Raw genomic sequence first — 19,795 nt, forward strand, 5'->3', positions numbered from 1 at the left:
AACAGGAACGATCAAGCGGCCGTCAGGCGGCCAGCGGCTCGGCCACGGAAGCGGCCGCAGAGGTAGAAGGGGCGAGCGTTGCGTCCCCAGGCGGATGGAGGGCTGCCAAGGCCATTGGCACCAAGCTGGCTGGCCAGACAGGGATGGCCCAGCGCCGGTGGCTGCCTTGGGTGAGCCCCACCAGCGCCGGCGCAAGCTGCTCGGTCGCGTCGCCTGCAGGCTGTGCGCCGTGTCGCACCACGCTGGCAGCCAGTGCCACGGGCAGCAGGGCTCGGGCAATGCCCAGCTCGCCCCACACGTCACCCAGCCGCAGCACCGACTGCATGGCTTCAGCATCGGGCTGCAAAGCCTGAAAAGCCTCGAACAGCTCGCTGGCGCGACCTGGCCGGTGATCGGCATCCGACAGGCACCACCAGCGCCCCGCCCCGCTCGCGCCTGGCGCAGCCTGCACCCACGGCGAAAGCGCCTGCTGCATCACCGAAATGAGCTCATCCGACCCGGGCCGACCCGACCGATCTGCAGACCTCTGGCGACGAGCTGTGCACGGCATGCCCAACCACGGGTGCTGCGCCGGTGTGCAGCGCGCGACCATCGGGGCATTGGCCAGGAGCAAGCCAGCCGCTCCCTCGCCCGGCACCCGGCCGCCCTGGTGCTGGGTGGTGAACAGCTCGCCCCGCGCCTGCAATCCCGCCACGCAGCCCTCGTCGACCAGGCTTTGCGCCGCCAGCACCAGCAGCAGACGCGGCCGCGCGTCGGCGTGCAGCTCGCTCAGGCGCGGCAACAGGTGATCCCAACCCGCTTCAGGGCCATCGATCGACGCCACAGACCAGCGGGGCTCGACCGAGCCCGATGCACGGGCCCAGTCCAGCGCCATGCCCGACTGATGGCGCAACCAGTCGAGAAAGAGTGAACGGTGCTCGTCGGTCCAATCTGCTGGCACCCAGAGCTGGATGTCGAGCGACGGGGCCAGCTCTCGCCGGCGAAGAGCCTGGTCGCGACCACCCGACTGCCCCACCCCGGACAGAAAGGTTGCGCCGCCCTCGCCTCGCACCGATGAGCCGAGGTCGGTTTCGGTGCCAGCGCCAGCCCACTCAAGCCCATCGGGAGCGGGCAAGGCACAAAGCAGTTGATGCAGGGGAGCTTCGATCAGGGCCATCGCTCGCAACAGCGACTCTGGCAAGGGTGAAGCCGTGACTTCTGCGTGGGCATCGAGCCAGTCTTCTGTGGACAGCCCCGCCATCCGGGAGCTGAAAATCGGCATGCCGTCCGCGTCCTGAAGTTGCGGATCCAGGCCCGGGCGCAACTGCCCAGAACGCAACGTTGTCCACGCCGCCTGCGGGTCGTCGCCCTCGGGCAAGGTCAGGGCTTCGGCCAGGATGCACGCGAGCCCGAGAGGCATGCTTTGCACAGCGGCGCCCCCCTCGTTTTTTTGCGCCGGGTCAACCCCACCCACAGGCGTTGCGACAACAGCCGCCTCGACAGGCTTGGCCAGCCATTGGCGCAAACGAGCGGCGCCCCACCAGGCCAGCAAGGCAGCAAGCGTGAGCCCCACCGGCAACAAGATGAGTTGCGTGGCGACTTCCTCGCTGTTGAGCGGCTGCTGGCTGCGGTACCACTGCCACAACGTCACCACCCAGACGGTGACGAAAATGACGAGCCCCAACCCGGCTGCCTTGACTGCCTTGGACATGCCTTGCCGCACGGGCCAGATCGAGCCCGCACTCCCTGATTGATCGGTTTGATGATGTGTGTCGCCGACGGATGTCTCGCCGGAGCGGCCCGAGTCTAAGCGCTGGGCCATGGGGCCTTGCCCCCCTCACGAGGGGTGGGTCGTTACAAGCTGTGTCGCTTTGGGCAGGCGCAGACCGGGCTTGCGCCACTCGACATGCCCGAAATCCATCAGGCGCCATCGCCCACCCCAGGTGAGCCCGTGCTGCTCGGCCACCTGCCCGTAGAGCTCGTAGCCGCGCATGGCCCAAGGGTCTCGCTCGGAGATGACCAGGCGCCCATCGCGCAAGAAAGCGCAATCGGCTGCCAGCCCATGCTGGTGGTAGCTCTGCCCGGGCGCTGCACCCGTGACGCTCGGCCCGCGCGCCAGCAACACCGCCTGGCGCTCCGGACTGCGGTAGCCCTCCAGCAAGGCCATGTCGTAGCCGTGGACCTCTTTCATCACCTTGAAGACACGCAACAGCGCCTGCACGAAGTCCGCGTCCATGCGCTCCCACCGTCGGTCCGCGCTCGACAGCATGGGCCTGATCACCTCGACTTCTGCGGTGGCGAACAGCTCGGGCGGCGGTGGTGGCGGAGGCACGAGCTGTTCGCCTCGGAGCAGTTCGCTCACCTGGTGGTTGACCCCCAGGGCACTGTCGTCGAATGCATCCGCCTGTTGGGGGCGCCAGCCAAGCCAGGCCCACATCAGCAGGGCCGGCAAAAGCAGCAGCAAGACAGACAGCCACCACACCCGCGAGCGCCCAAGCAGCACGCGCGAAGCCGCACCCAGGCGGGCACCGCGCCCGCGCCACCACATCGGGAACACGAGCGCAGACAACAACAAGCTGCCCAGCGCGAACCAGGCCAGTACCCACCCCAGATGCATGATCCCTGTAACGATTGATTGCAAACCGGCCCCCAGGCGTTGGAGGCGGCAAGTCCGCTCTTTAGAATGCGGCGATTGTTCATCAAAAAAAGAATTCGGGAGCCCGTCGTGACACGCGACACCCACACCACCGGTTCGGCCCGCCAACCGGGACGACGACCCCTTCGCCCTGACGCAGGTCGACCCAGCCTCTTTGCGGACTTCGACCAGGAGTCGGTGGAAGACATCGACCCGCAACGCATCCGCCTGCTCTCCACCCTGGAGTCCCAACGCGGGGTGCGCAGGCGCCCGCAAGCCGGGCGCCTGCCGACTGGCCGCGCCCACCCATGGTTGACGCGCGCCCTCATGGCGGCGATGGGCCTGGGCATGCTGGTGATGCTGCTGAGCTTCATCCAGTTGCTCAGGCGGCCGCCCGCCCCGCCACCCGCCGTGCAAACTGCGTCGCTGCAGGCTCCGGCGAATGTCAGCACCACGGCGCGCCTGGCTGGTGGATCCGCAACCGATGCGGCAGAAATCATCGACCTGTCGCCCCCGGCTGGCGGCGTCACCCGAGATGCGATGCTCGCTCAGGCGCCAGCGGAGTCATCCGCGAACAGCGTCCACCCCGGCAGCAGCCCGGTGTCGGCCGCGCCTCAGAACCCGCCACCATCGCCTCCAACCAAGTCCGCTGCGCCATCGAACACCGAACCCGAGCGCCTCGCCAAATCAGCCAAACCGGGCGCTCAACGCACCAGCACCCATGGCAGCGCCAGCACCAACGCCAACACCAAACGCGAGCCCGTGACCTCGCAGGAGGACGTCGCGTTGGTCGAAGCCATGCTGGCCCACGCTGGCCCTCGCAAAGCACCGCCGTCGCCAACGCTGGCGCTGCAGCAGTGCGGCACTGGCACGTCCGCACAGACCTCGGTCTGTCGGGCCAAGGTCTGCGTGCAACACCCCTCCCTGCCAGCCTGTCACACCCCCTGATCAGCGGCGCTTGAACTGGTTTTGAACAGCGTTTGCCCTGCTTCGCATGCGGGCACACAGCCGGGCGTGTGCACAATGGGCCTGCAGTCGTTAGGATGCGCCCTCTCGCAACCGCAAGGCATCCACGCCGCGCGACCGCACCGCCAGGATTGCCCATGACCACGCCCACGCTCCGAGCCATCGACCCCCACGCCCAGTCCGCCGCTGCGCAGGACGACGATGGCGTGCCCGTGTCGGTGCGCATCCGCGAACGCATCAAGGCCGCTGAAAAGCGCTTTCACGCCAACGACAACATCTCCGAATTCATCGAACCCGGAGAGTTGGACAAACTGCTCGATGAAGTCGCGGGCAAGTTGGGTCGGGTGCTCGAGAGCCTGGTCATCGACACCGACAGCGACCACAACACCCAGGACACGGCCCGTCGGGTGGCCAAGATGTACCTGGGCGAGATCTTCAAGGGCCGCTATCAAGCCGTGCCCTCGGTGACTGAATTTCCCAATGTGGAACGCCTCAATGAGCTGATGATCGTTGGGCCCATCACCGTGCGCAGCGCCTGCTCGCACCACCTGTGCCCCATCATCGGCCGTGTCTGGATCGGCGTGATGCCCAACGAGCACTCCAACCTGATCGGTTTGTCCAAATACGCTCGCCTGATCGACTGGATCATGAGCCGCCCGCAGATCCAGGAAGAAGCCGTGACCCAGGTCGCCGAGCTGCTGCAAACGCGCATGAACCCGGACGGCCTGGCCGTGGTGATGGAAGCCGACCACTTCTGCATGCACTGGCGCGGCGTCAAGGACATGGATTCCAAGATGATCAACAGCGTGATGCGCGGCTCCTTCCTGAAGGACCCGAACCTGCGCCGCGAATTCCTCGCCCTCGTCAACCAACGCAAAGGCTGATCAAACATGTTGGTCCGATTGCTGTACGCGAGCCGCGCCAAGGAACCCCTCACGGCTGAGGTGATCGACGCGATCTTGCAGGCCTCTCGCAAGGGCAACCCGGCAGCGGGAGTCACGGGCTTGCTCTGCCACAGTGGTGATGTCTTCATGCAGGTGCTCGAAGGGGGGCGCGATGTGGTCAGCGCGCTCTACAACCGCATCGCCAATGACCCGCGCCACACCGACGTGATCCTGCTGCATTACGAGGAAATCACCGAGCGCCGGTTTGCGGGTTGGTCGATGGGCCAGGTCAACCTGGCACGCGTGAACCCGGCCATCTTGCTGAAGTACTCGACCAAGGCCGAGCTGGACCCCTACGCCAGCTGCGGTCAGGCCTCGATGGCCATGCTCGAAGAACTGATCGCCACGGCTTCCATTGCCAGCCGCACCTGCTGAGCCGGTGAGCCTGCCCGAGATCCTGCTGGGCCTGGACTTCAGTTGTGCGCCCAGCCCCCGCAAGCCCCTGACCCTGGCATGGGGCCGACGTGTCGGGGCGGTGATTCGCCTGGATCGGGTCGATGACGTGCTCAGCCACGACGCGTTGTCTGCCATCATCCAACCAGGTTCAACGGCCCTGCCCGGCGGTTTCGTCATGGGTTGCGACTTCCCCTTTGGCCTGCCCCGTGCCTTCGTGGAGGCCTTGCGGGTGCATGGCCCTGGTGAATTGCCCGAACGGCTCGCGACGCTGACTTGCTCGGCAGGTTCGTCAGGCGCGCCCGCCGCCCCATCATCCACCACGTCGCAAGCCGATGGCCTGATCCAGGCCCTGCACCGGCACTGCATTGACCGCGCCGGCTTCCAGCGCCTGGTCGATGGCTGGGGGCAGACCTGGCACACCGAGCGGCCAGAGGGCCCCAAGCTCTTGCATCGGCCCACCGACCAGGCCTCACCTGGGGTCTCCAGCACCAGCCCATTGCAGACCCGCTACGTGCCTGTGGGCAAGATGTACTTCGAAGGCATGAAGCGCCTGGTCGATGCCGACCTCAGCCTGCCAGGGCTGCGCAGCGGCCGCCCCGACGCCATCGCCCTGGAGGCCTACCCCGGCCTGCTCGCCCATGAACTGCTGGGCCGGCGAAGCTACAAAACCGACACCAAGGCCGATGTGGCCTCGCAGCAGGCGCGCCTGATCGCCCGCATGGACATGGTCGATGCGCTGGAGCAGGGCCGCTCCCGGCTGGGCCTGCGCCTCAAACTCAGCCCCGCGCAACGCGATCACCTGGTCAGCGATGCCAAAGGCGACCGCCTCGACGCGGTGCTCTGCCTGATGCAGGCGGCGTGGGCCCACGCACAACGTGAAGCAGGCCACACACGCTGGGGCCTGCCCGACGGCATCGACCCGGTCGAAGGATGGATACTCTCGGCATGAATCACACCGACAACCTGCCTGAAGAATTCGAAGTGACCGAGGTGCTGGGTCAGCCGGCCATCGTGCTCAAAGCGCCCGACGGCTCCCGCGCCACGGTGCTGCTGCATGGCGCCCACCTGGTCTCCTGGGTGCCCGCTGGCGCCGATGAGCAGCTCTACCTCTCGCCCCAGGCCGTCGCGGACCCGGGCATGTCCGTGCGCGGTGGCGTGCCAGTCGTCTTCCCGCAGTTCGAGCTCATGGGCCCGGACACCTCGCTGCCCCGCCACGGCCTGGCCCGCACCCGCACCTGGGCGATCGACGGCGGCCGCGTGGGCGAAGAACACGCCCAGGTGACGCTGGTCCTGAGCGACGACGACACCACGCGCGCCCTGTGGCCGCACGGTTTCCGCCTGGAGCTGACGATCTCGATCGAGGCCAACCGGCTCGACCTCGAGTTGCACGCCGAGAACACAGGCGAGACGGCCTGGTCCTTCGCTGCGGCCCTGCACACCTACCTGGCCGTGTCAGAGCTCTCCCAGGTGCGCCTGCAGGGCCTGATCGGTCGACGCTTCATCGACCGCATCAACGGTGGCGAGACCATCGAGGACCACCCCGAGAAGCGTTTCCACGGCGAAATCGACCGCATCTACGCCAACGTGCGGGAACACCTGCTGCTGCGCGACGGCCCTCGCCGCCTGCGCATCGACCAGCAGGAGATGCCGGATGTGGTGGTCTGGAACCCCGGTGCCGATGGGGCCTCACGCCTGGCCGACATGCCCGACGATGGCTGGCAGCACATGCTGTGCCTGGAGGCCGCCCGCATCCTCGAGCCGGTCAAGCTGGCGCCTGGGCAGGACTGGGACGGGCGTCAGAGCCTGACGCTGGAAGCGTTCTGATCAGGCGGCCTTGCCGAGCAACTGCCTCAGGTCGGCCGTGACCTTGTCAACACCCATGCCGTAGCGCACGAACAAGCGCACATGGCCTTCGGGGTCGAAGACGTAGGCACCGGCCGTGTGGTCCATGGTGTAGTTGCCCTCGCTGATGGGCACCTTCTGGTAGAAGACCTTGAACTCGCGGGCCGCGGCCTCGATCTGCTCGTTGGAGCCTGTCAGGCCCACGAAGCTCGGGTCCATCGCCTGCAGGTAGGCCTTGAGCACCTGGGGCGTGTCGCGCGCCGGGTCGATCGAGATGAAGATGCCCTGCACGCGATCGCCATCGGGGCCCAAGCGGCGGCGCACCTCTGCCAACTCGGCCATGGTGGTTGGGCACACGTCGGGGCACTGCGTGAAGCCGAAGAACACGAACAAGACCTTGCCCTTGAACTCGGCCAAGTCGCGCTGGCGCCCATCGACGTCTTTGAGCGAGAGCTTGCGCGCGTACTCGGCACCGGTGATGTCCACCGCGTTGAAGCTGAGCTTGGGCACCACCGGCTGACCGGCCTTGTCGCAGGCGCCCAGCAGCGGCAAAACCAGCCACGAGGCGGCTGCCGACCGCAGCAGGCTGCGGCGATTCAAATCGTTTCGGTTCATGTCAGGTCAAATCACCCAGTAGTGATCGACCAGCAAGGCCGCGAACATCAGCATCAGGTGGATGATGGAGAAGCGGAAGGTCTTGCGGGCCAGCTCGTCACTGTAACGCCGCCAGAGCCGAAAAGCGTAGGCCATGAACATCAGGCCCAGCACCAGCGCCGAGACCAGGTAGATCCAGCCGCTCATGCCGTAGATGAAGGGCAGCAAGCTGCCCGCCAACAGGATGATGGTGTAGAGGAACACGTGCAGGCGCGTGAACTCGTTGCCGTGCGTGACCGGCAGCATGGGCAGACCGGCGCGCGCGTAGTCCTCGACGCGGTACAGCGCCAGGGCCCAGAAGTGCGGCGGCGTCCACAGGAAGATGATGAGGCACAGCATGAGCGCCTCGGGGTCGACCGAACCCCGCATGGCCGCCCAGCCCAGCACCGGTGGCATGGCACCCGAGGCCCCACCGATGACGATGTTCTGCGGCGTCAGCGGCTTGAGCACCACGGTGTAGACGATGGCGTAGCCCACGAAGGTGGCCAGCGTGAGCCACATGGTCAAGAGGTTGACCCACAGGCCCAGGATGAGCATGCCTGCCGCGCACAGGGTGCCGCTGAAAACCAGTGTTTGGGTGCGGCTGAGCTCACCCCGTGCGGTGGGCCGCCAGGCGGTGCGCTTCATGCGCGCGTCGATGCCCTGCTCGATCAGGCAGTTGAAGGCGGCGGCCGAACCGGCCACCAGCCAGATGCCGATGCAGGCGGCCAGGGCCGTGAGCGCCTCGGCGGCCGTGGGCACACCGGGCACGGCCAGCAGCATGCCGATCACGGCACAAAAAACAATGAGCTGCACCACCCGCGGCTTGGTCAGCACGTGGTACTGGTGGAACTTGGACGGCAGGCGGGTGGCGGGCATGGCCACGGGGGCTGGGGGCGTCGCGACGGTGTCGGTCATGGTCGGTTCAGGTGGCTGCCGGGACTATGACGCACAAGCCCGCGAGGCTGTAGCGTGATGTCCCTGATGTCCAGAGGAAACGGAGCCTGGGTTGGCGTGCTGGCCGTCGAGCAAGGCCCGCCAGGCAGCCTGCTGGCGCGGCAGCACCAACAGGCGCGTGAGCCACCACACGAGCAGCGCCGCGCCAAAGGAGTGGGCCAGGGCGGCAGCCAACGGCCAGCCGAGCACCACGTTGCTCAGACCCGTGACGACCTGGGCCAGCAGCAGCAGCGCCAGCACCCGGGCCTCGCGGCGCCAAACAGGCTGGGAGCAGCCGGCCCCATCCACTCCGGGGCGCCAGCTGGACAGCCGCCAGGCGAAAAGCACCAAGGCCAGCGCCACCCCACCCGCCAGCAGTCGGTGCGCCATGTGGATGGCGGTCAGGCTGGCCATGGTGATGACGCCGCCTTGGCCGTCACCGCCCAGCGGACGCCACAGGTGAAACGCCCCCTCGAAATCCATCGGCGGCCACCACTGCCCCTGGCAGGTCGGGAACTCGGCGCAAGCCAGCACGGCGTAGTTGGTGCTGACCCAGGCGCCCGAGGCGATCTGCAGCGTCAGCAGGGCCAACACCACGAAACCCGCTCGGCGCAGGCCCGATCTCGCCCAAAGGGCGCGGCGTTCATCGCTGCCCTCGGCGCCACCCACCGGCGCGGGATCGAGCACTCGCGCCTGGGTGGTCAGCAGGGCCACACCGAGCAAAGCACCCAGCAGGTGCCCGGTGACGATCAGCGGTTGCAGCTTCATGGTGACCGTGAACGCCCCAAAAGCGCCTTGCACGCAAACCCACACGAACGTCCAGGTGGCCCACCACGGCGACAGCGCGCACGGCACGTCACGCTGACGCCAGGCCAGCACCATCAGCCCCGTGATCAGGGCGCCGACGGCCGTGGCCAGGTAGCGGTGGATCATCTCGATCCAGGCTTTCGTGGGCGAAACCGGCCCTGTGGGCGCCGACGTGTGCGCGACGTGGATGTCGTCGCGCGCATGGAAGGGGCTCATCTCGCCGTAACAGCCCGGCCAGTCCGGACAACCCAGACCGGAGTCGGTCAGGCGCGTGAAAGCGCCAAACGCCACCAGGTCCAGCGTCAAAAAGAGCGTGGCCACCGTCAGCACGCGTTGCCAGGCTGGCCAACCATGAACCCCCTGTCGGCGAGCGCGCCAGACCACCGCGGCCGCTGGCAACAAGGCCAGGCCCGCCCCGAGCAGCAGCAGCTCGATCAAGGGGGCCAGGTCGACGAGTTGTTGTCCCAAGGAAGCGGATGCCTGCATGCCCCTGTCCTCGCTCACTGACGACCCGCCTCGTCCCAGGCCTCGCTGGCCTTGAGCAGGCGGGTCAGGTCACGCTTGGCCTTGGTGAAATCGACGTTGGCCGGAAAACGCATCATCCAGTCGCCACGCGGGTCCACCAGGTAGAGGTGATCGGCAAGCTGACGGCCGGCCTCCGGCTCTAGCCAACGCGCCAGATCGGCCTGAGGAGCCCGCAACACGGTGGCCTGCTGCAGCGCAGGCAGCAGGGCCTCGCGCACCGGAGCGCCATCGCTCACCAGCCAGACGCGGTCAACGCGGTCCTTGTCCCGTCCCAGCGACTCGCGGAGCTGGCGTTGCAGGTAGAGCGTTTTCTCGCACGCCGCTTCGCAGGCCCCTCCGGCCACCGACACCAGCAACCACTGCCCCTTGAGCGAGGCGGGCAACACCGGCGAGCCTTGCAGGTTGAGCAGTGGCAATGCAGCGGACTCAGGCATCGCGCGCACCGGCTGGATCAACGCACCATGGTTGGTGCGTCCCTCGGGCCTGACCACGTAGTACATGAAGTAGGAGGCGACCACCGGGGCGGCGCACACCGCCCAGACCAACAGCATCTTGATGCGGCCCACGCGCGTGCGTTGGGTCTGGGCTTGGTCAGCAGCCGGCAGGCTGTGAACACTCAACTGGATCATCGGGTCGGTCGCCATCGGGTTCGGTTGCGCGGGGGCAGCAGAGCGTGTCATGAGGATTCAGGCAGCGACCGACCGCCGCGCGCGCCGCGGTCGGATCATCGAAAACCAGAGTGTGAGGCCGACCGCGAGCGCGGACAAGGCGAACCACTGCGCCGCGTAGGCGTGGTGCTTGTCGACGCCCAGGTCAGGTTGGGGCCAGTCGCGCCGCAGGTCAGGAAGGGCGACACCAGCCTGGGAATCAGACATCATGGTCTCAGGATGCCCTTGCAGCACCGCGCCGGGTAGCGGGGATTGCCCCAGCCACGCGCGCCAGAAGGCCTCATCGGCGTTCTGGCGCAGCACACGAACCGCCCCGCGCGGCGGTGGGCCCTCCTCACCCAGGGCGTAGGTCTGTGACACCTGGGCCATCACGACGCCACGCACCACCACCTCACCATCGGCCTCGGGCCACTCGGGCAGGCGTTGACGGTCCTGTGCATCGCGCGGCCACCAGCCACGCTGCACCAGCACGATGCCACCCGGACAGACCGAATCAGACAAGCGCAAGGGGGTGACCACGAAAAAACCAGGCTGACCACCCATGGGCCGGTTGTCCAGGAAGACCGTGTGTTGGCTCAGCCAGCGACCTCGCAGGGCGACAGGCTGCTGCGCGGGCAAGGCGGCGCTGACCTCCGCTCCCGACTTGCCAGAGCCTTGCTGCGTGTTGGGCTCTGCCGAAGGTGCCGGCGCACCCGACTTCAACCCTGTCCGACAAGGCCAGTCGCGCCCGCTCCAAGGCGCTGCGCTGGCGCGCTGCCGCTGAAAATCGGCCAGCGTGGCCTTCTCAGCAGCACGGTCGAGTTGCCACACACCCAGGCGTGCCGTCAGCATGGCAACGGTCACGCCCGCGGCCACCGCCAGCCAGCGCTTGTGCATCGGGTTCATCCTGTGGTCTCCGCAAAGCTCAGGCGGACATCATCCAGCGCATGAAGATCGTCTTTTTGCTGGCCCTGGTGGCCATTGTGGTGGCCCTGGCCTTTGCCGGTCGCGCCCTGTTGCAAGATGGCCGCGACGGCCAACCCAAGAGCAACCGGATGGTGCGTGCGCTGGCGCTGCGCGTGGGCCTGTCGATTGCGCTGTTCGCGTTCATCCTGATCGCCTACAAGATGGGCTGGATCCACCCAACTGGCGTGCCGCTGGGAGGCTGAATGGAAAAGGCGCTCCTTGGAGCGCCTTGCTGGTTCGGTGACGCCTGTTGCCAGCCCAAGCCGGCAAGAGGCATGGGCCTCACAACCAGTACACCACCACGTACAGGCCCAGCCAGACCACGTCCACAAAGTGCCAATACCAGGCAGCGCCTTCGAACCCGAAGTGGCGATCGGCCGTGAAGTGGCCCTTCTGCAGGCGCAGCGTGATGAACAGCAGCATCAGCATGCCCACGAACACGTGCATGCCGTGAAAGCCCGTCAGCATGAAGAAGGTCGAACCGTAGATGCCGGACGTCAGCTTCAGGTTCAAGTGAGCATAAGCCTCGTAGTACTCGTAGCCCTGGCAGATGAGGAAGGCCACGCCCAGCAAAACCGTCATCCACATGAAGGCGATGCACTTGCCGCGGTGGTTTTCGCGCAGCGCGTGGTGGGCCACGGTCAGGGTCACGCCCGAGGTCAGCAGCAAGGCCGTGTTGATCGTCGGCAAGGGCCAGGGGCCCATGGTGCGGAAGGGCTCGACCGTGCCCGCAGGCGAGCCCGTGGCGCCGGCCATCTCGGAAGGCCAGATGGCCTTGAAATCAGGCCAGAGCAAGGCGTTCTCGATGTTGCCCAGCGACGGCAGCACATGCAGGCGCGCCCAGTAAAGCGCCCCGAAGAAGGCACCAAAGAACATCACCTCGGAAAAGATGAACCAGGCCATGCTCCAGCGGAAGGACACGTCGATGCGGTCGCTGTAGAGCCCACTCTCGGATTCGCCGATGGCTTGCGAGAACCATTGCTTGAGCACCACCAGCCACCACACCAACCCGAAGGCCAAGGCATACGGGGCCCAGCTGGAGCCATTGACCCACTGCCCCGCGCCCAGGATGACAAAGAACAGGCCGATGGAGGCCATGACCGGGTGCCTGGACGGCCCTGGCACGTAGTAGTAGGGGGCCTGCCCCTTGTTCACCGCTGTCGACATCACGATCTCCTCAGACCTTGAACGCCCTTGAGCGCATCACTTCAACACATGAAACCTTCAGGTCGCCGCACCACTGGCCACGACCCACTTCACCAAAACAACCAAGCCCAGCACGAACAGCACCGCAGCCAGCACCCCCGCCACGATCACGTGCACCGGGTTGACCTTGGAGATGTCTTCTTCGTACCCGGACGCCTTGCGCACCCCGAAGAACGACCAACCGACCGCCTTGACCGTTTGCCAGAAAGAGCCCTTGCGCTGCACCGCCTGCTTCAGGTCCTCGCTCACACCGCCCCTTTCGGCGCTGCCGGCACCTTGCCGCCCACCTCGAAGAAGGTGTAGGACAGGGTGATGGTGGAAACGTCTTTCGGCAACTTGGGGTCGATCACGAACACCACCGGCCAGCGCTTGCTCTCACCAGGCTTGAGCGTGTGCTCCGTGAAGCAGAAGCACTCCATCTTGTTGAAGTGCGAAGTGGCCTGCTTCGGTGCGTAGCTGGGAATGGCTTGAGCGGCCATCGTCCGGCCCTGCTCGTTGGTGAACTCGTAGACCACGGTGGCGATCTCGCCCGGGTGCACCTTCACCGACCGCACCTCTGGCTTGAAACCCCAAGGCCCCCGCGCGTTCGCATCGAACTCGACAGTGATGGTGCGGCTGCGATCGACCTGGGTGTTGACCTTGCCTTGACCCGCGCGCGAGACCTGCTGTTCGGACAGCGAGAGCACGTTGATGCCCAAGGCCTCGCAGATGTGCTTGTACATGGGCACCATCGCGTAACCAAAGCCGAACATCACCCCGGTGACGACCACCAGCTTGCCCACCATCTGCAGGTTGGCCCTGCGCAAGCGAGCCAACCAGGCTGACCCGACGGGACCAGGCGTTTGACTCATGCCTTGCCCAACAGGGTGATCTTGACCACGAAGCCGACGAAGAAGGCTGCAGCGATCGAGGCCAGGATCAGGGCCAGGCGCACGTTGCGCACGCGTTGCACCGGCTTGTCGGTGGAGTCAGCGAACTGGGTCATGGCTCAACTTCCTCAGCCGATCACCTTGGTGGCGGTGGCGTCCAGCTTGGGCGGGTTCTCGAAGGTGTGGAAGGGGGCCGGCGACGGCACTTCCCACTCCAGGCCTTCTGCACCCTCCCAGGGCTTGGCCGGCGCAGGCTCACCCTTGCCACGCATGGCAGGAATCAGCACACCGAAGATGAAGTACACCTGAGCAAAGCCGAAGGCGAAGGCACCGACCGAGGCCAGGGCGTTGTAGTCGGCGAACTGCATGGGGTAGTCGGCATAACGACGCGGCATGCCCGCCAGGCCCAGGAAGTGCATCGGGAAGAAGGTGACGTTGAAGGCGATCAGCGACCACCAGAAGTGCAGCTTGCCCTTCCACTCCGGCACCATCACGCCCGTCCACTTGGGGGCCCAGTAATAGAAACCGGCGAACAGCGCGAACAGCGAGCCGGCCACCAGCACGTAGTGGAAGTGCGCCACCACGTAGTAGGTGTCCTGGATCTGGGTGTCGATGGGCGCCACCGAACAGATCAAGCCGGTGAAGCCACCCATGGTGAACACGAAGATGAAGCCCACGGCCCACAACATCGGGCTCTCGAACGTCATCGAGCCGCGCCACATGGTGGCGATCCAGTTGAAGACCTTCACGCCCGTGGGCACGGAGATCAGCATGGTCGCGTACATGAAGAACAGCTGGCCCGTGACCGGCATGCCGGTGGCGAACATGTGGTGGGCCCAGACGATGAAGCTCAGGATGGCGATGGAGGCCGTGGCGTACACCATCGAGGCGTAGCCGAACAGCTTCTTGCGAGCGAAGGCCGGCACGATCTGGCTGATGATGCCGAAGGCCGGCAAGATCATGATGTAGACCTCGGGGTGACCGAAGAACCAGAAAATGTGCTGGTACATCACCGGGTCACCGCCACCGGCCGGGTTGAAGAAGCTGGTGCCGAAGTGGCGGTCTGTCAGCGTCATGGTGATGGCACCCGCCAGCACCGGCATCACCGCGATCAGCAGGTAGGCCGTGATCAGCCAGGTCCAGGCAAACATGGGCATCTTCATGAGCGTCATGCCCGGTGCGCGCATGTTCAGGATGGTCACGATGATGTTGATCGAGCCCATGATCGACGAGGCGCCCAGGATGTGCATCGCGAAGATGCCGGCGTCCATCGAGGGGCCCATCTGCAGCGTCAGCGGTGCGTAGAGCGTCCAGCCGGCGGCGGGTGCACCACCGGGCATGAAGAACGAGCTCACCAGCATAATGGCCGCCGGGATCATCAGCCAGAAGCTGAAGTTGTTCATGCGCGCGAAGGCCATGTCCGAGGCGCCGATCTGCAGCGGCAGCATCCAGTTCGCGAAACCCACGAAGGCCGGCATGATCGCGCCGAACACCATGATGATGCCGTGCATGGTCGTGAGCTGGTTGAACAGCTCGGGGTTGACCAACTGCAGCCCGGGCTGGAACAACTCTGCACGGATGCCCAGCGCCAGCACCCCGCCGATCATCAGCATGGTCAGCGAGAACAGCATGTACAAGGTGCCGATGTCCTTGTGGTTGGTCGCGTAAACCCAGCGACGCCAGCCGTGTGGGTGGTCGTGGTGGTCGTCGTGGCCGTGGCCACCATGGTCAAGCACTGCGCTCATGGAGCGTCCTTTCGAAGATCAGATCTGTCGGTTCTCGGTGCAGCGGTTCGGCTCACTTGCGGGCGGCCAGCACCTCGGCGGGCTGCACGATCTGGCCCGTCTTGTTCGACCAATGGTTCTTGGTGAACGTGATGACAGCTGCGATCTCGGTGTCGGACAGCTGTTTCCAGGCCGGCATGATGTTGTTCTGGCCATTGAGCAGCACGTTGATCTGCTTGCCGCGATCGCTGTCGAGCACCACGGTCGAGCCATCCAGGGCCTTGATGGCGCCTGCGCCCTTGCCAGTGGCCTGGTGACAGGCCGCGCAGTTGGCGTTGTAGACCTTCTCGCCGCGCGCCACCAGGGCCTCGAGCGTCCAGACCTTGTTCGGGTCATCGGCCTTGGCCGCGATTTCCTTGCGCTTGTCCTCGACCCACTTGGCATAGGCCTCGGCCGTGACCACCTTGACGTGGATGGGCATGTAGGCGTGCTCCTTGCCGCACAACTCGACGCATTGACCGTAGTAATCACCGACCTTTTCGGCGCGGAACCAGGTGTCGCGCACGAAGCCGGGGATGGCGTCCTGCTTGATGCCGAAGGCCGGCACCATGAAGGAGTGGATGACGTCGTTGGCCGTGGTGATGATGCGCACCTTCTTGTCCACCGGCACCACCATCGCGTTGTCGACCTTGAGCAGGTAGTCGTCGCCCGTGGGCTTGCCAGCATCGGACAGCGCGCGCTGGCTGGCATCGAGGGTCGAGATGAACTGAATGCCTTCGCCTTCGCCGGTGATGTACTCGTAGCCCCACTTCCACTGCATGCCCACCGCTTTGATGGTGATGTCGGCGTTGGTGGTGTCTTTCTGGGCCACGACCACCTTGGTGGCCGGCAAGGCCATGCCGATGACGATCAGGAAGGGCACGATGGTCCAGATGATTTCGACAGTCGTGGACTCGTGGAAATCTGCGGGCTTGTGACCCTTGGACTTGCGGTGCTTGTAGATGGAATAGAACATCACCCCGAACACACCGACGAAGATGGCCAGGCAGATGTAGAGCATCAGGTTGTGCAGGTCTTGCTGGGCGGCGGCGATCTTGGTCACCGGCGGGTGCAGGTCGATCTGGCCCACTGCGGGGCCGCCGGGCAAGTCGTTGACGGCCCAGGCAGAGGCCGCCAGGCAAAGCGAGGCCATGGCGACGATGGGGCGGCGCCATGCATTCATTCGGATCCCAGGAACTTGGCTCATCTCGTTGCTCTTCACGTCATGGGTGGAACGCGGTGTCTGGCTTGGCGCGCGCTGTGCGCGTCAGGCCGGGCGATGCGATGGGGGAATCAGTCGTCCAGTTGCCTCAGAGCCCAGCGGAGTTCATCCGCCAGTTGCCGACGCTCACGGGGCTGGATGTGTTCGCCGACCGTGACCGATCGACCTTGCCCGGACAGACGAACCAGGGAGCGATCGTGCTGTTCGGGCTCGATGCGCACCCAGCGAGGCAGGAAATCGGTGGTGCGCACCCGCCCGCCCTGGCAGCAAGTCACGCGGACCAGGCCCTGGTGCATGGCGATGTGCTCACCGTCGGAGGACATGCGAGCGAGCAATGCTGCGCCGGCGAGCGTCAGCAAGCAGCCCCCCGCCAAACCCGGCCCCCAAGCTCGCCAGGAGCCGCCAGCCAACACGAGCGTCAAGCCCCATAAAACGAGGAGAGCCAGGCTGCAGAAAACAAAACGGGAGGTCGAAATCGGCATCACGCGAGGCAGACGCCACTCCGCCTGCCAGGCTTCGGAGACAGAAGCCTGTCGCGAGCGCCGGGACACCGGGAGGGCGCGCCACACCCCGAATCGCATCGGGGCGTTGGGCAGCATGCGGACGGGTGACGCTGTGGCGGTCATCTCGCCAAGTCTCCGGCTGGCTGAATTCACACCTGGAGGATCACTCCAGCATGGACACGGAGGTCGGGGGGTGCCCTTCGTCCGATGAAAATCATTCTAGCCAGCCACTTGCGCTGCCTCAACAAGGAATCATGCAAGGCATGCTATGAATAACCCGCAGTTTGTGCGGGAATGTCACGGTGCCGCGACGACGCAGCTGCCAGGCATCAGGGATGGCCCGGCTTGCGCACCATCCGACGCATGTCATCGAGCGACACCCGGGTCTCCGGGGCGACCTTGGCGCGGGGCTCTGGCTTGACGGCATGGCCATAAACCAACTCGACCGTCAACGCGATGCGGCCGTCCGGCTGCATGAGGCGCTCGCCCATGCGTTCGATCAGGCGCTGCTTCCAGCCGGGGGTGCGCAGCCCGGGCATGCGACCGCGAGAGACGTTGCCGCCCCAGGTGCGCAACTCTTCGAGCATGGTCTCGGGGCTGGCCCAGGTCAGGGTCAGGCGCTCCATGTCCATGACAGGGTCGCTGAAGCCGGCCTGCAGCAGCTCGTCCCCCAGGTCGTGCATGTCGATGAAATCGATGGTGGGCATCGGCCAGCCCAGCTCTCGGTACAAGCCGCGCAGCTCGCGAGCCGTGTCAGGCCCCAGGCCCGAGCACATCAGGAAGCCGCCAATCGACAGGTGACGGTGCCAAGCCCCCATCAGCGACTTGAGATCCGGTGCGCCATGCAAGGTCATGTTGGCCCAGAGCATTTGCACCCCAGCCTTGGGCCACGGCGCCTGGCGAACGGGTTCGGTGAGCACCACAGGCTGCGCGGACAACAAGCGCCCGAGCCACCCAGCCTCCGCCCGGGCACCGAGGCGACTGCGTTCAGCCAACGACGGCGTGGGCTCCACCACCCAGCGGCGGGCTTGGGGGTAGCGCTGGGCCACCAAGCTTTGCCCACCACCCAGCCAAGCCGACCAGTCGACCCAATCGAGCGGCTCGATTCGGATCGGCTCGAGCTTGGCCGCCAGGCGTCGCGCGACCTCCTCGTGAAGCCACGGACGCTGGTGCAGCCGTGACAGGCGCTCGTGCTGACGGCGCAAGGCAACCGGGTCGGGCGAACAGGGAGGCGGCAAGCTACCGCCCTCCATTGGTGAAGGGGACGAGGAAGGCAAGGGTGCGTCGGTCATGGGCATGGCCACTGGGGGCGTCCAATAGAACGCCCACGCAAGGGCGATTCCCTCCGTGAGGGACTGCTCAGTATATTGATTCCATGCCTGCCAAATGCTTGTCCGGGCTTTCGCCGCGGTCGCTGACACCATGGGGTCCCATCGGCCTGCCCAAATGGGCTGGCTTGTGTGCCATCTGCGGGCGCTGGCAAACGCAGCCCGTCTGCCGTGCCTGCCAGCAAAGCTGGCGCATCGAGTTGCCTCGCTGCAAACGTTGCGCCCTCCCCTGGCCCGACGCCACCCAGGCCGACTCCTGCACGGCTTGCGAGGCTCGTCAGCCCGAGTTCGACCGCGCCATCACCGCGCTCGACTACCTTCCTCCCTGGTCGGGCCTGATTTCCCGCTTCAAGTTCCAGCGGGCTTCCAGCATGCAGGGTCACTTCGTTGAACTGATGGCCGACGCCGTTCGCCAGCGCCCGCACCGGGTGGACCTGATCCTGCCCGTGCCGCTGTCGGCCCACCGCCTTGCCGAGCGGGGGTACAACCAGGCGTGGCTGCTGGCAAAGGGCCTGGGTCGGGTCCTGCGCCGCCCCGCCACCGACCAGGCACTCGTTCGCACCCGCAGCACGCCCAGGCTCATGGCGCTGGACAGCGAGGAGCGACTCCGCGCGATCCATGGCGCTTTTCAGGTGAGCCCGAAATGGGGTGCGCGGCTGCGCGGCCGCCACATCGCACTGGTCGACGACGTGCTCACCACCGGGGCCACCCTCGACGAAATCAGTCGGCTGCTGAGGCGGCACCACGTGGCGGGGATCTCCGCCTGGGTGCTGGCACGAACACCACCTCCCGACACCGAGGCCTCGCCCCCGTCAGGGCCTGACGACCAGGGCTGGCGTTGACGGCGCATCCACCAGCACACCCTTTTCCAGCTCGACTTGCCGACTGGCTCTTGCAGCGGCCTTGGGGTCGTGCGTGACCATCACGATGGTCTTGCCCAGGTCACGGTGCAACTCATCCAGCAGGGCCAGGATTTCCTCGCCCGTCTGGCGATCCAGGTCACCAGTGGGCTCGTCGGCCACGATCAGGGTGGGGTCGGTGACCAGCGCTCGCGCAATGGCCACGCGCTGTTGCTGGCCGCCTGAGAGCTCGTTGGGGTGGTGGTCCATGCGGTCCGTCAGCCGCACCATGTCCAGCGCCGCTTCGACATGCTCGCGCCGTTGCTTGCGAGACAACCCGGTCAGCAACAAAGGCAACTCGACGTTCTCGAAGGCCGTCAGCACCGGCATCAGGTTGTAGAACTGAAAGATGAAGCCGACGTGCGCAGCCCGCCAGTCGGCCAAGGCGCTCTCACCCAGGGTGGAGATGTCCACCCCACCCACTTCGATCGTGCCGGAGCTGGGTTGATCGATGCCCGCGATGAGGTTCAGCAGGGTGCTTTTGCCGGACCCGCTGGGACCCATCAACGCGACGAACTCGGCAGGCTGAACCGTGAGGTTGATGTCGTTGAGCACAGGGATGAGCTGTCCTCCACGCTGGTAGACCTTGCTCAGGTGCTGGATGCGGATGATGGGCGTGCTCATCGGGAGGCGGTCGAATGTCAGGCGATCGAGAAAGCAACTGTACAGGGCCGCGCGCATCGCGTTTGTTTGCGCTCAAACGATTCGGTTCTAGGGGTTGAGGTCCGC

The 19,795-nt window shown here is 66.0% G+C and carries 23 protein-coding genes; 7 read left to right on the forward strand and 16 right to left on the reverse strand.

What is annotated here, in order from left to right; genetic code table 11:
* Positions 1-22: 22 nt before the first annotated feature.
* Both ABG80_RS17165 and ABG80_RS17170 read right to left on the reverse strand, forming a co-directional pair.
* Positions 23-1,690: a hypothetical protein gene (locus tag ABG80_RS17165; RefSeq protein ID WP_058088835.1), complete on the reverse strand. Its 1,668-nt coding sequence runs from the start codon at positions 1,688-1,690 to the stop codon at positions 23-25.
* 126 nt (positions 1,691-1,816) lie between these two features.
* Positions 1,817-2,596 carry a M15 family metallopeptidase gene (locus ABG80_RS17170; protein WP_058088836.1) on the reverse strand — a complete coding sequence of 260 codons (780 nt, stop codon included), beginning with the start codon at positions 2,594-2,596 and terminating at the stop codon, positions 1,817-1,819.
* Positions 2,597-2,704: 108 nt separating this feature from the next.
* Here ABG80_RS17170 and ABG80_RS17175 point away from each other — a divergent pair, with 108 nt between their 5' ends.
* The 5 genes from ABG80_RS17175 to ABG80_RS17195 all read left to right on the forward strand — a co-directional run bounded on the left by ABG80_RS17175 (position 2,705) and on the right by ABG80_RS17195 (position 6,744).
* A complete protein-coding gene (locus ABG80_RS17175; protein ID WP_058088837.1) occupies positions 2,705-3,562 on the forward strand; it encodes a hypothetical protein in 858 nt (285 codons plus the stop codon).
* 155 nt (positions 3,563-3,717) lie between these two features.
* A complete protein-coding gene (gene folE / locus ABG80_RS17180; RefSeq protein ID WP_083506228.1) occupies positions 3,718-4,464 on the forward strand; it encodes a GTP cyclohydrolase I in 747 nt (248 codons plus the stop codon).
* A 6-nt stretch (positions 4,465-4,470) separates the two neighbouring features.
* Positions 4,471-4,899 carry a BLUF domain-containing protein gene (locus tag ABG80_RS17185; protein WP_058088838.1) on the forward strand — a complete coding sequence of 143 codons (429 nt, stop codon included), beginning with the start codon at positions 4,471-4,473 and terminating at the stop codon, positions 4,897-4,899.
* A gap of 4 nt (positions 4,900-4,903) precedes the next feature.
* Complete coding sequence (locus ABG80_RS17190) at positions 4,904-5,869, forward strand: DUF429 domain-containing protein (RefSeq protein WP_058088839.1); 966 nt, start codon at positions 4,904-4,906, stop codon at positions 5,867-5,869.
* Positions 5,866-6,744, forward strand: coding sequence for a D-hexose-6-phosphate mutarotase (locus ABG80_RS17195; RefSeq protein ID WP_058088840.1), 879 nt, complete (start codon positions 5,866-5,868; stop codon positions 6,742-6,744). The genes ABG80_RS17190 and ABG80_RS17195 overlap by 4 nt, the downstream gene beginning before the upstream one ends.
* On the opposite strand, the gene ABG80_RS17200 is transcribed toward ABG80_RS17195, so the two are convergent.
* From ABG80_RS17200 to ABG80_RS17220, 5 genes are read right to left on the reverse strand one after another with little or no spacing between them, the layout of a single operon-like run.
* Positions 6,745-7,377, reverse strand: a complete 633-nt coding sequence (locus ABG80_RS17200) for an SCO family protein (protein ID WP_083506229.1) — start codon at positions 7,375-7,377, stop codon at positions 6,745-6,747. It abuts the gene before it with no gap.
* Between the two features lie 6 nt (positions 7,378-7,383).
* On the reverse strand, positions 7,384-8,313 hold the full coding sequence (cyoE, locus tag ABG80_RS17205; protein ID WP_058088841.1) for a heme o synthase: 930 nt from the start codon (positions 8,311-8,313) through the stop codon (positions 7,384-7,386).
* Positions 8,314-8,337: 24 nt separating this feature from the next.
* A complete protein-coding gene (locus tag ABG80_RS17210; protein WP_083506233.1) occupies positions 8,338-9,624 on the reverse strand; it encodes a COX15/CtaA family protein in 1,287 nt (428 codons plus the stop codon).
* Positions 9,625-9,638: 14 nt separating this feature from the next.
* Positions 9,639-10,343 carry an SCO family protein gene (locus ABG80_RS17215; protein WP_235513916.1) on the reverse strand — a complete coding sequence of 235 codons (705 nt, stop codon included), beginning with the start codon at positions 10,341-10,343 and terminating at the stop codon, positions 9,639-9,641.
* A gap of 6 nt (positions 10,344-10,349) precedes the next feature.
* Positions 10,350-11,207 (reverse strand): SURF1 family protein, encoded by an 858-nt coding sequence (locus ABG80_RS17220; protein WP_058088843.1) that lies wholly within the window; start codon positions 11,205-11,207, stop codon positions 10,350-10,352.
* A gap of 50 nt (positions 11,208-11,257) precedes the next feature.
* On the opposite strand from ABG80_RS17220, the gene ABG80_RS17225 reads away from it, so the two are divergent.
* Positions 11,258-11,479 carry a twin transmembrane helix small protein gene (locus tag ABG80_RS17225; protein WP_058088844.1) on the forward strand — a complete coding sequence of 74 codons (222 nt, stop codon included), beginning with the start codon at positions 11,258-11,260 and terminating at the stop codon, positions 11,477-11,479.
* A gap of 79 nt (positions 11,480-11,558) precedes the next feature.
* Here ABG80_RS17225 and ABG80_RS17230 read toward each other — a convergent pair whose 3' ends face one another.
* The 8 genes from ABG80_RS17230 to ABG80_RS17260 form a co-directional block, all read right to left on the reverse strand.
* A complete protein-coding gene (locus tag ABG80_RS17230) occupies positions 11,559-12,443 on the reverse strand; it encodes a cytochrome c oxidase subunit 3 (RefSeq protein WP_058088845.1) in 885 nt (294 codons plus the stop codon).
* Between the two features lie 57 nt (positions 12,444-12,500).
* The gene (locus ABG80_RS17235) at positions 12,501-12,731 is read right to left on the reverse strand and encodes a DUF2970 domain-containing protein (RefSeq protein ID WP_058088846.1); all 231 of its coding nucleotides are present in this window, start codon (positions 12,729-12,731) and stop codon (positions 12,501-12,503) included.
* The gene (locus tag ABG80_RS17240; RefSeq protein ID WP_058088847.1) at positions 12,728-13,333 is read right to left on the reverse strand and encodes a cytochrome c oxidase assembly protein; all 606 of its coding nucleotides are present in this window, start codon (positions 13,331-13,333) and stop codon (positions 12,728-12,730) included. Before ABG80_RS17240 ends, ABG80_RS17235 begins: the two co-directional genes overlap by 4 nt.
* A complete protein-coding gene (locus tag ABG80_RS23285) occupies positions 13,330-13,467 on the reverse strand; it encodes a cytochrome oxidase small assembly protein (protein WP_200964338.1) in 138 nt (45 codons plus the stop codon). Before ABG80_RS23285 ends, ABG80_RS17240 begins: the two co-directional genes overlap by 4 nt.
* A 12-nt stretch (positions 13,468-13,479) precedes the next feature.
* Entirely contained in the window at positions 13,480-15,096 is a 1,617-nt protein-coding gene (gene ctaD / locus ABG80_RS17245; RefSeq protein ID WP_058088848.1) for a cytochrome c oxidase subunit I, read from the reverse strand.
* A 52-nt stretch (positions 15,097-15,148) separates the two neighbouring features.
* On the reverse strand, positions 15,149-16,297 hold the full coding sequence (gene coxB / locus ABG80_RS17250) for a cytochrome c oxidase subunit II (protein WP_058088849.1): 1,149 nt from the start codon (positions 16,295-16,297) through the stop codon (positions 15,149-15,151).
* Positions 16,298-16,407: 110 nt separating this feature from the next.
* Positions 16,408-16,962, reverse strand: a complete 555-nt coding sequence (locus ABG80_RS17255; protein ID WP_083506231.1) for a DUF2244 domain-containing protein — start codon at positions 16,960-16,962, stop codon at positions 16,408-16,410.
* Positions 16,963-17,168: 206 nt separating this feature from the next.
* Positions 17,169-18,077, reverse strand: coding sequence for a class I SAM-dependent methyltransferase (locus ABG80_RS17260; protein ID WP_235513917.1), 909 nt, complete (start codon positions 18,075-18,077; stop codon positions 17,169-17,171).
* A 218-nt stretch (positions 18,078-18,295) separates the two neighbouring features.
* Here ABG80_RS17260 and ABG80_RS17265 point away from each other — a divergent pair, with 218 nt between their 5' ends.
* Positions 18,296-19,009 (forward strand): ComF family protein, encoded by a 714-nt coding sequence (locus ABG80_RS17265; protein ID WP_152987701.1) that lies wholly within the window; start codon positions 18,296-18,298, stop codon positions 19,007-19,009.
* Here ABG80_RS17265 and ABG80_RS17270 read toward each other — a convergent pair.
* Positions 18,980-19,690, reverse strand: coding sequence for an ABC transporter ATP-binding protein (locus tag ABG80_RS17270; RefSeq protein WP_058088883.1), 711 nt, complete (start codon positions 19,688-19,690; stop codon positions 18,980-18,982). The genes ABG80_RS17265 and ABG80_RS17270 overlap by 30 nt on opposite strands.
* Positions 19,691-19,795 lie beyond the last annotated feature (105 nt).

It is taken from the genome of Aquabacterium parvum, from assembly GCF_001447195.1.
Lineage (GTDB): Bacteria > Pseudomonadota > Gammaproteobacteria > Burkholderiales > Burkholderiaceae_C > Aquabacterium > Aquabacterium parvum.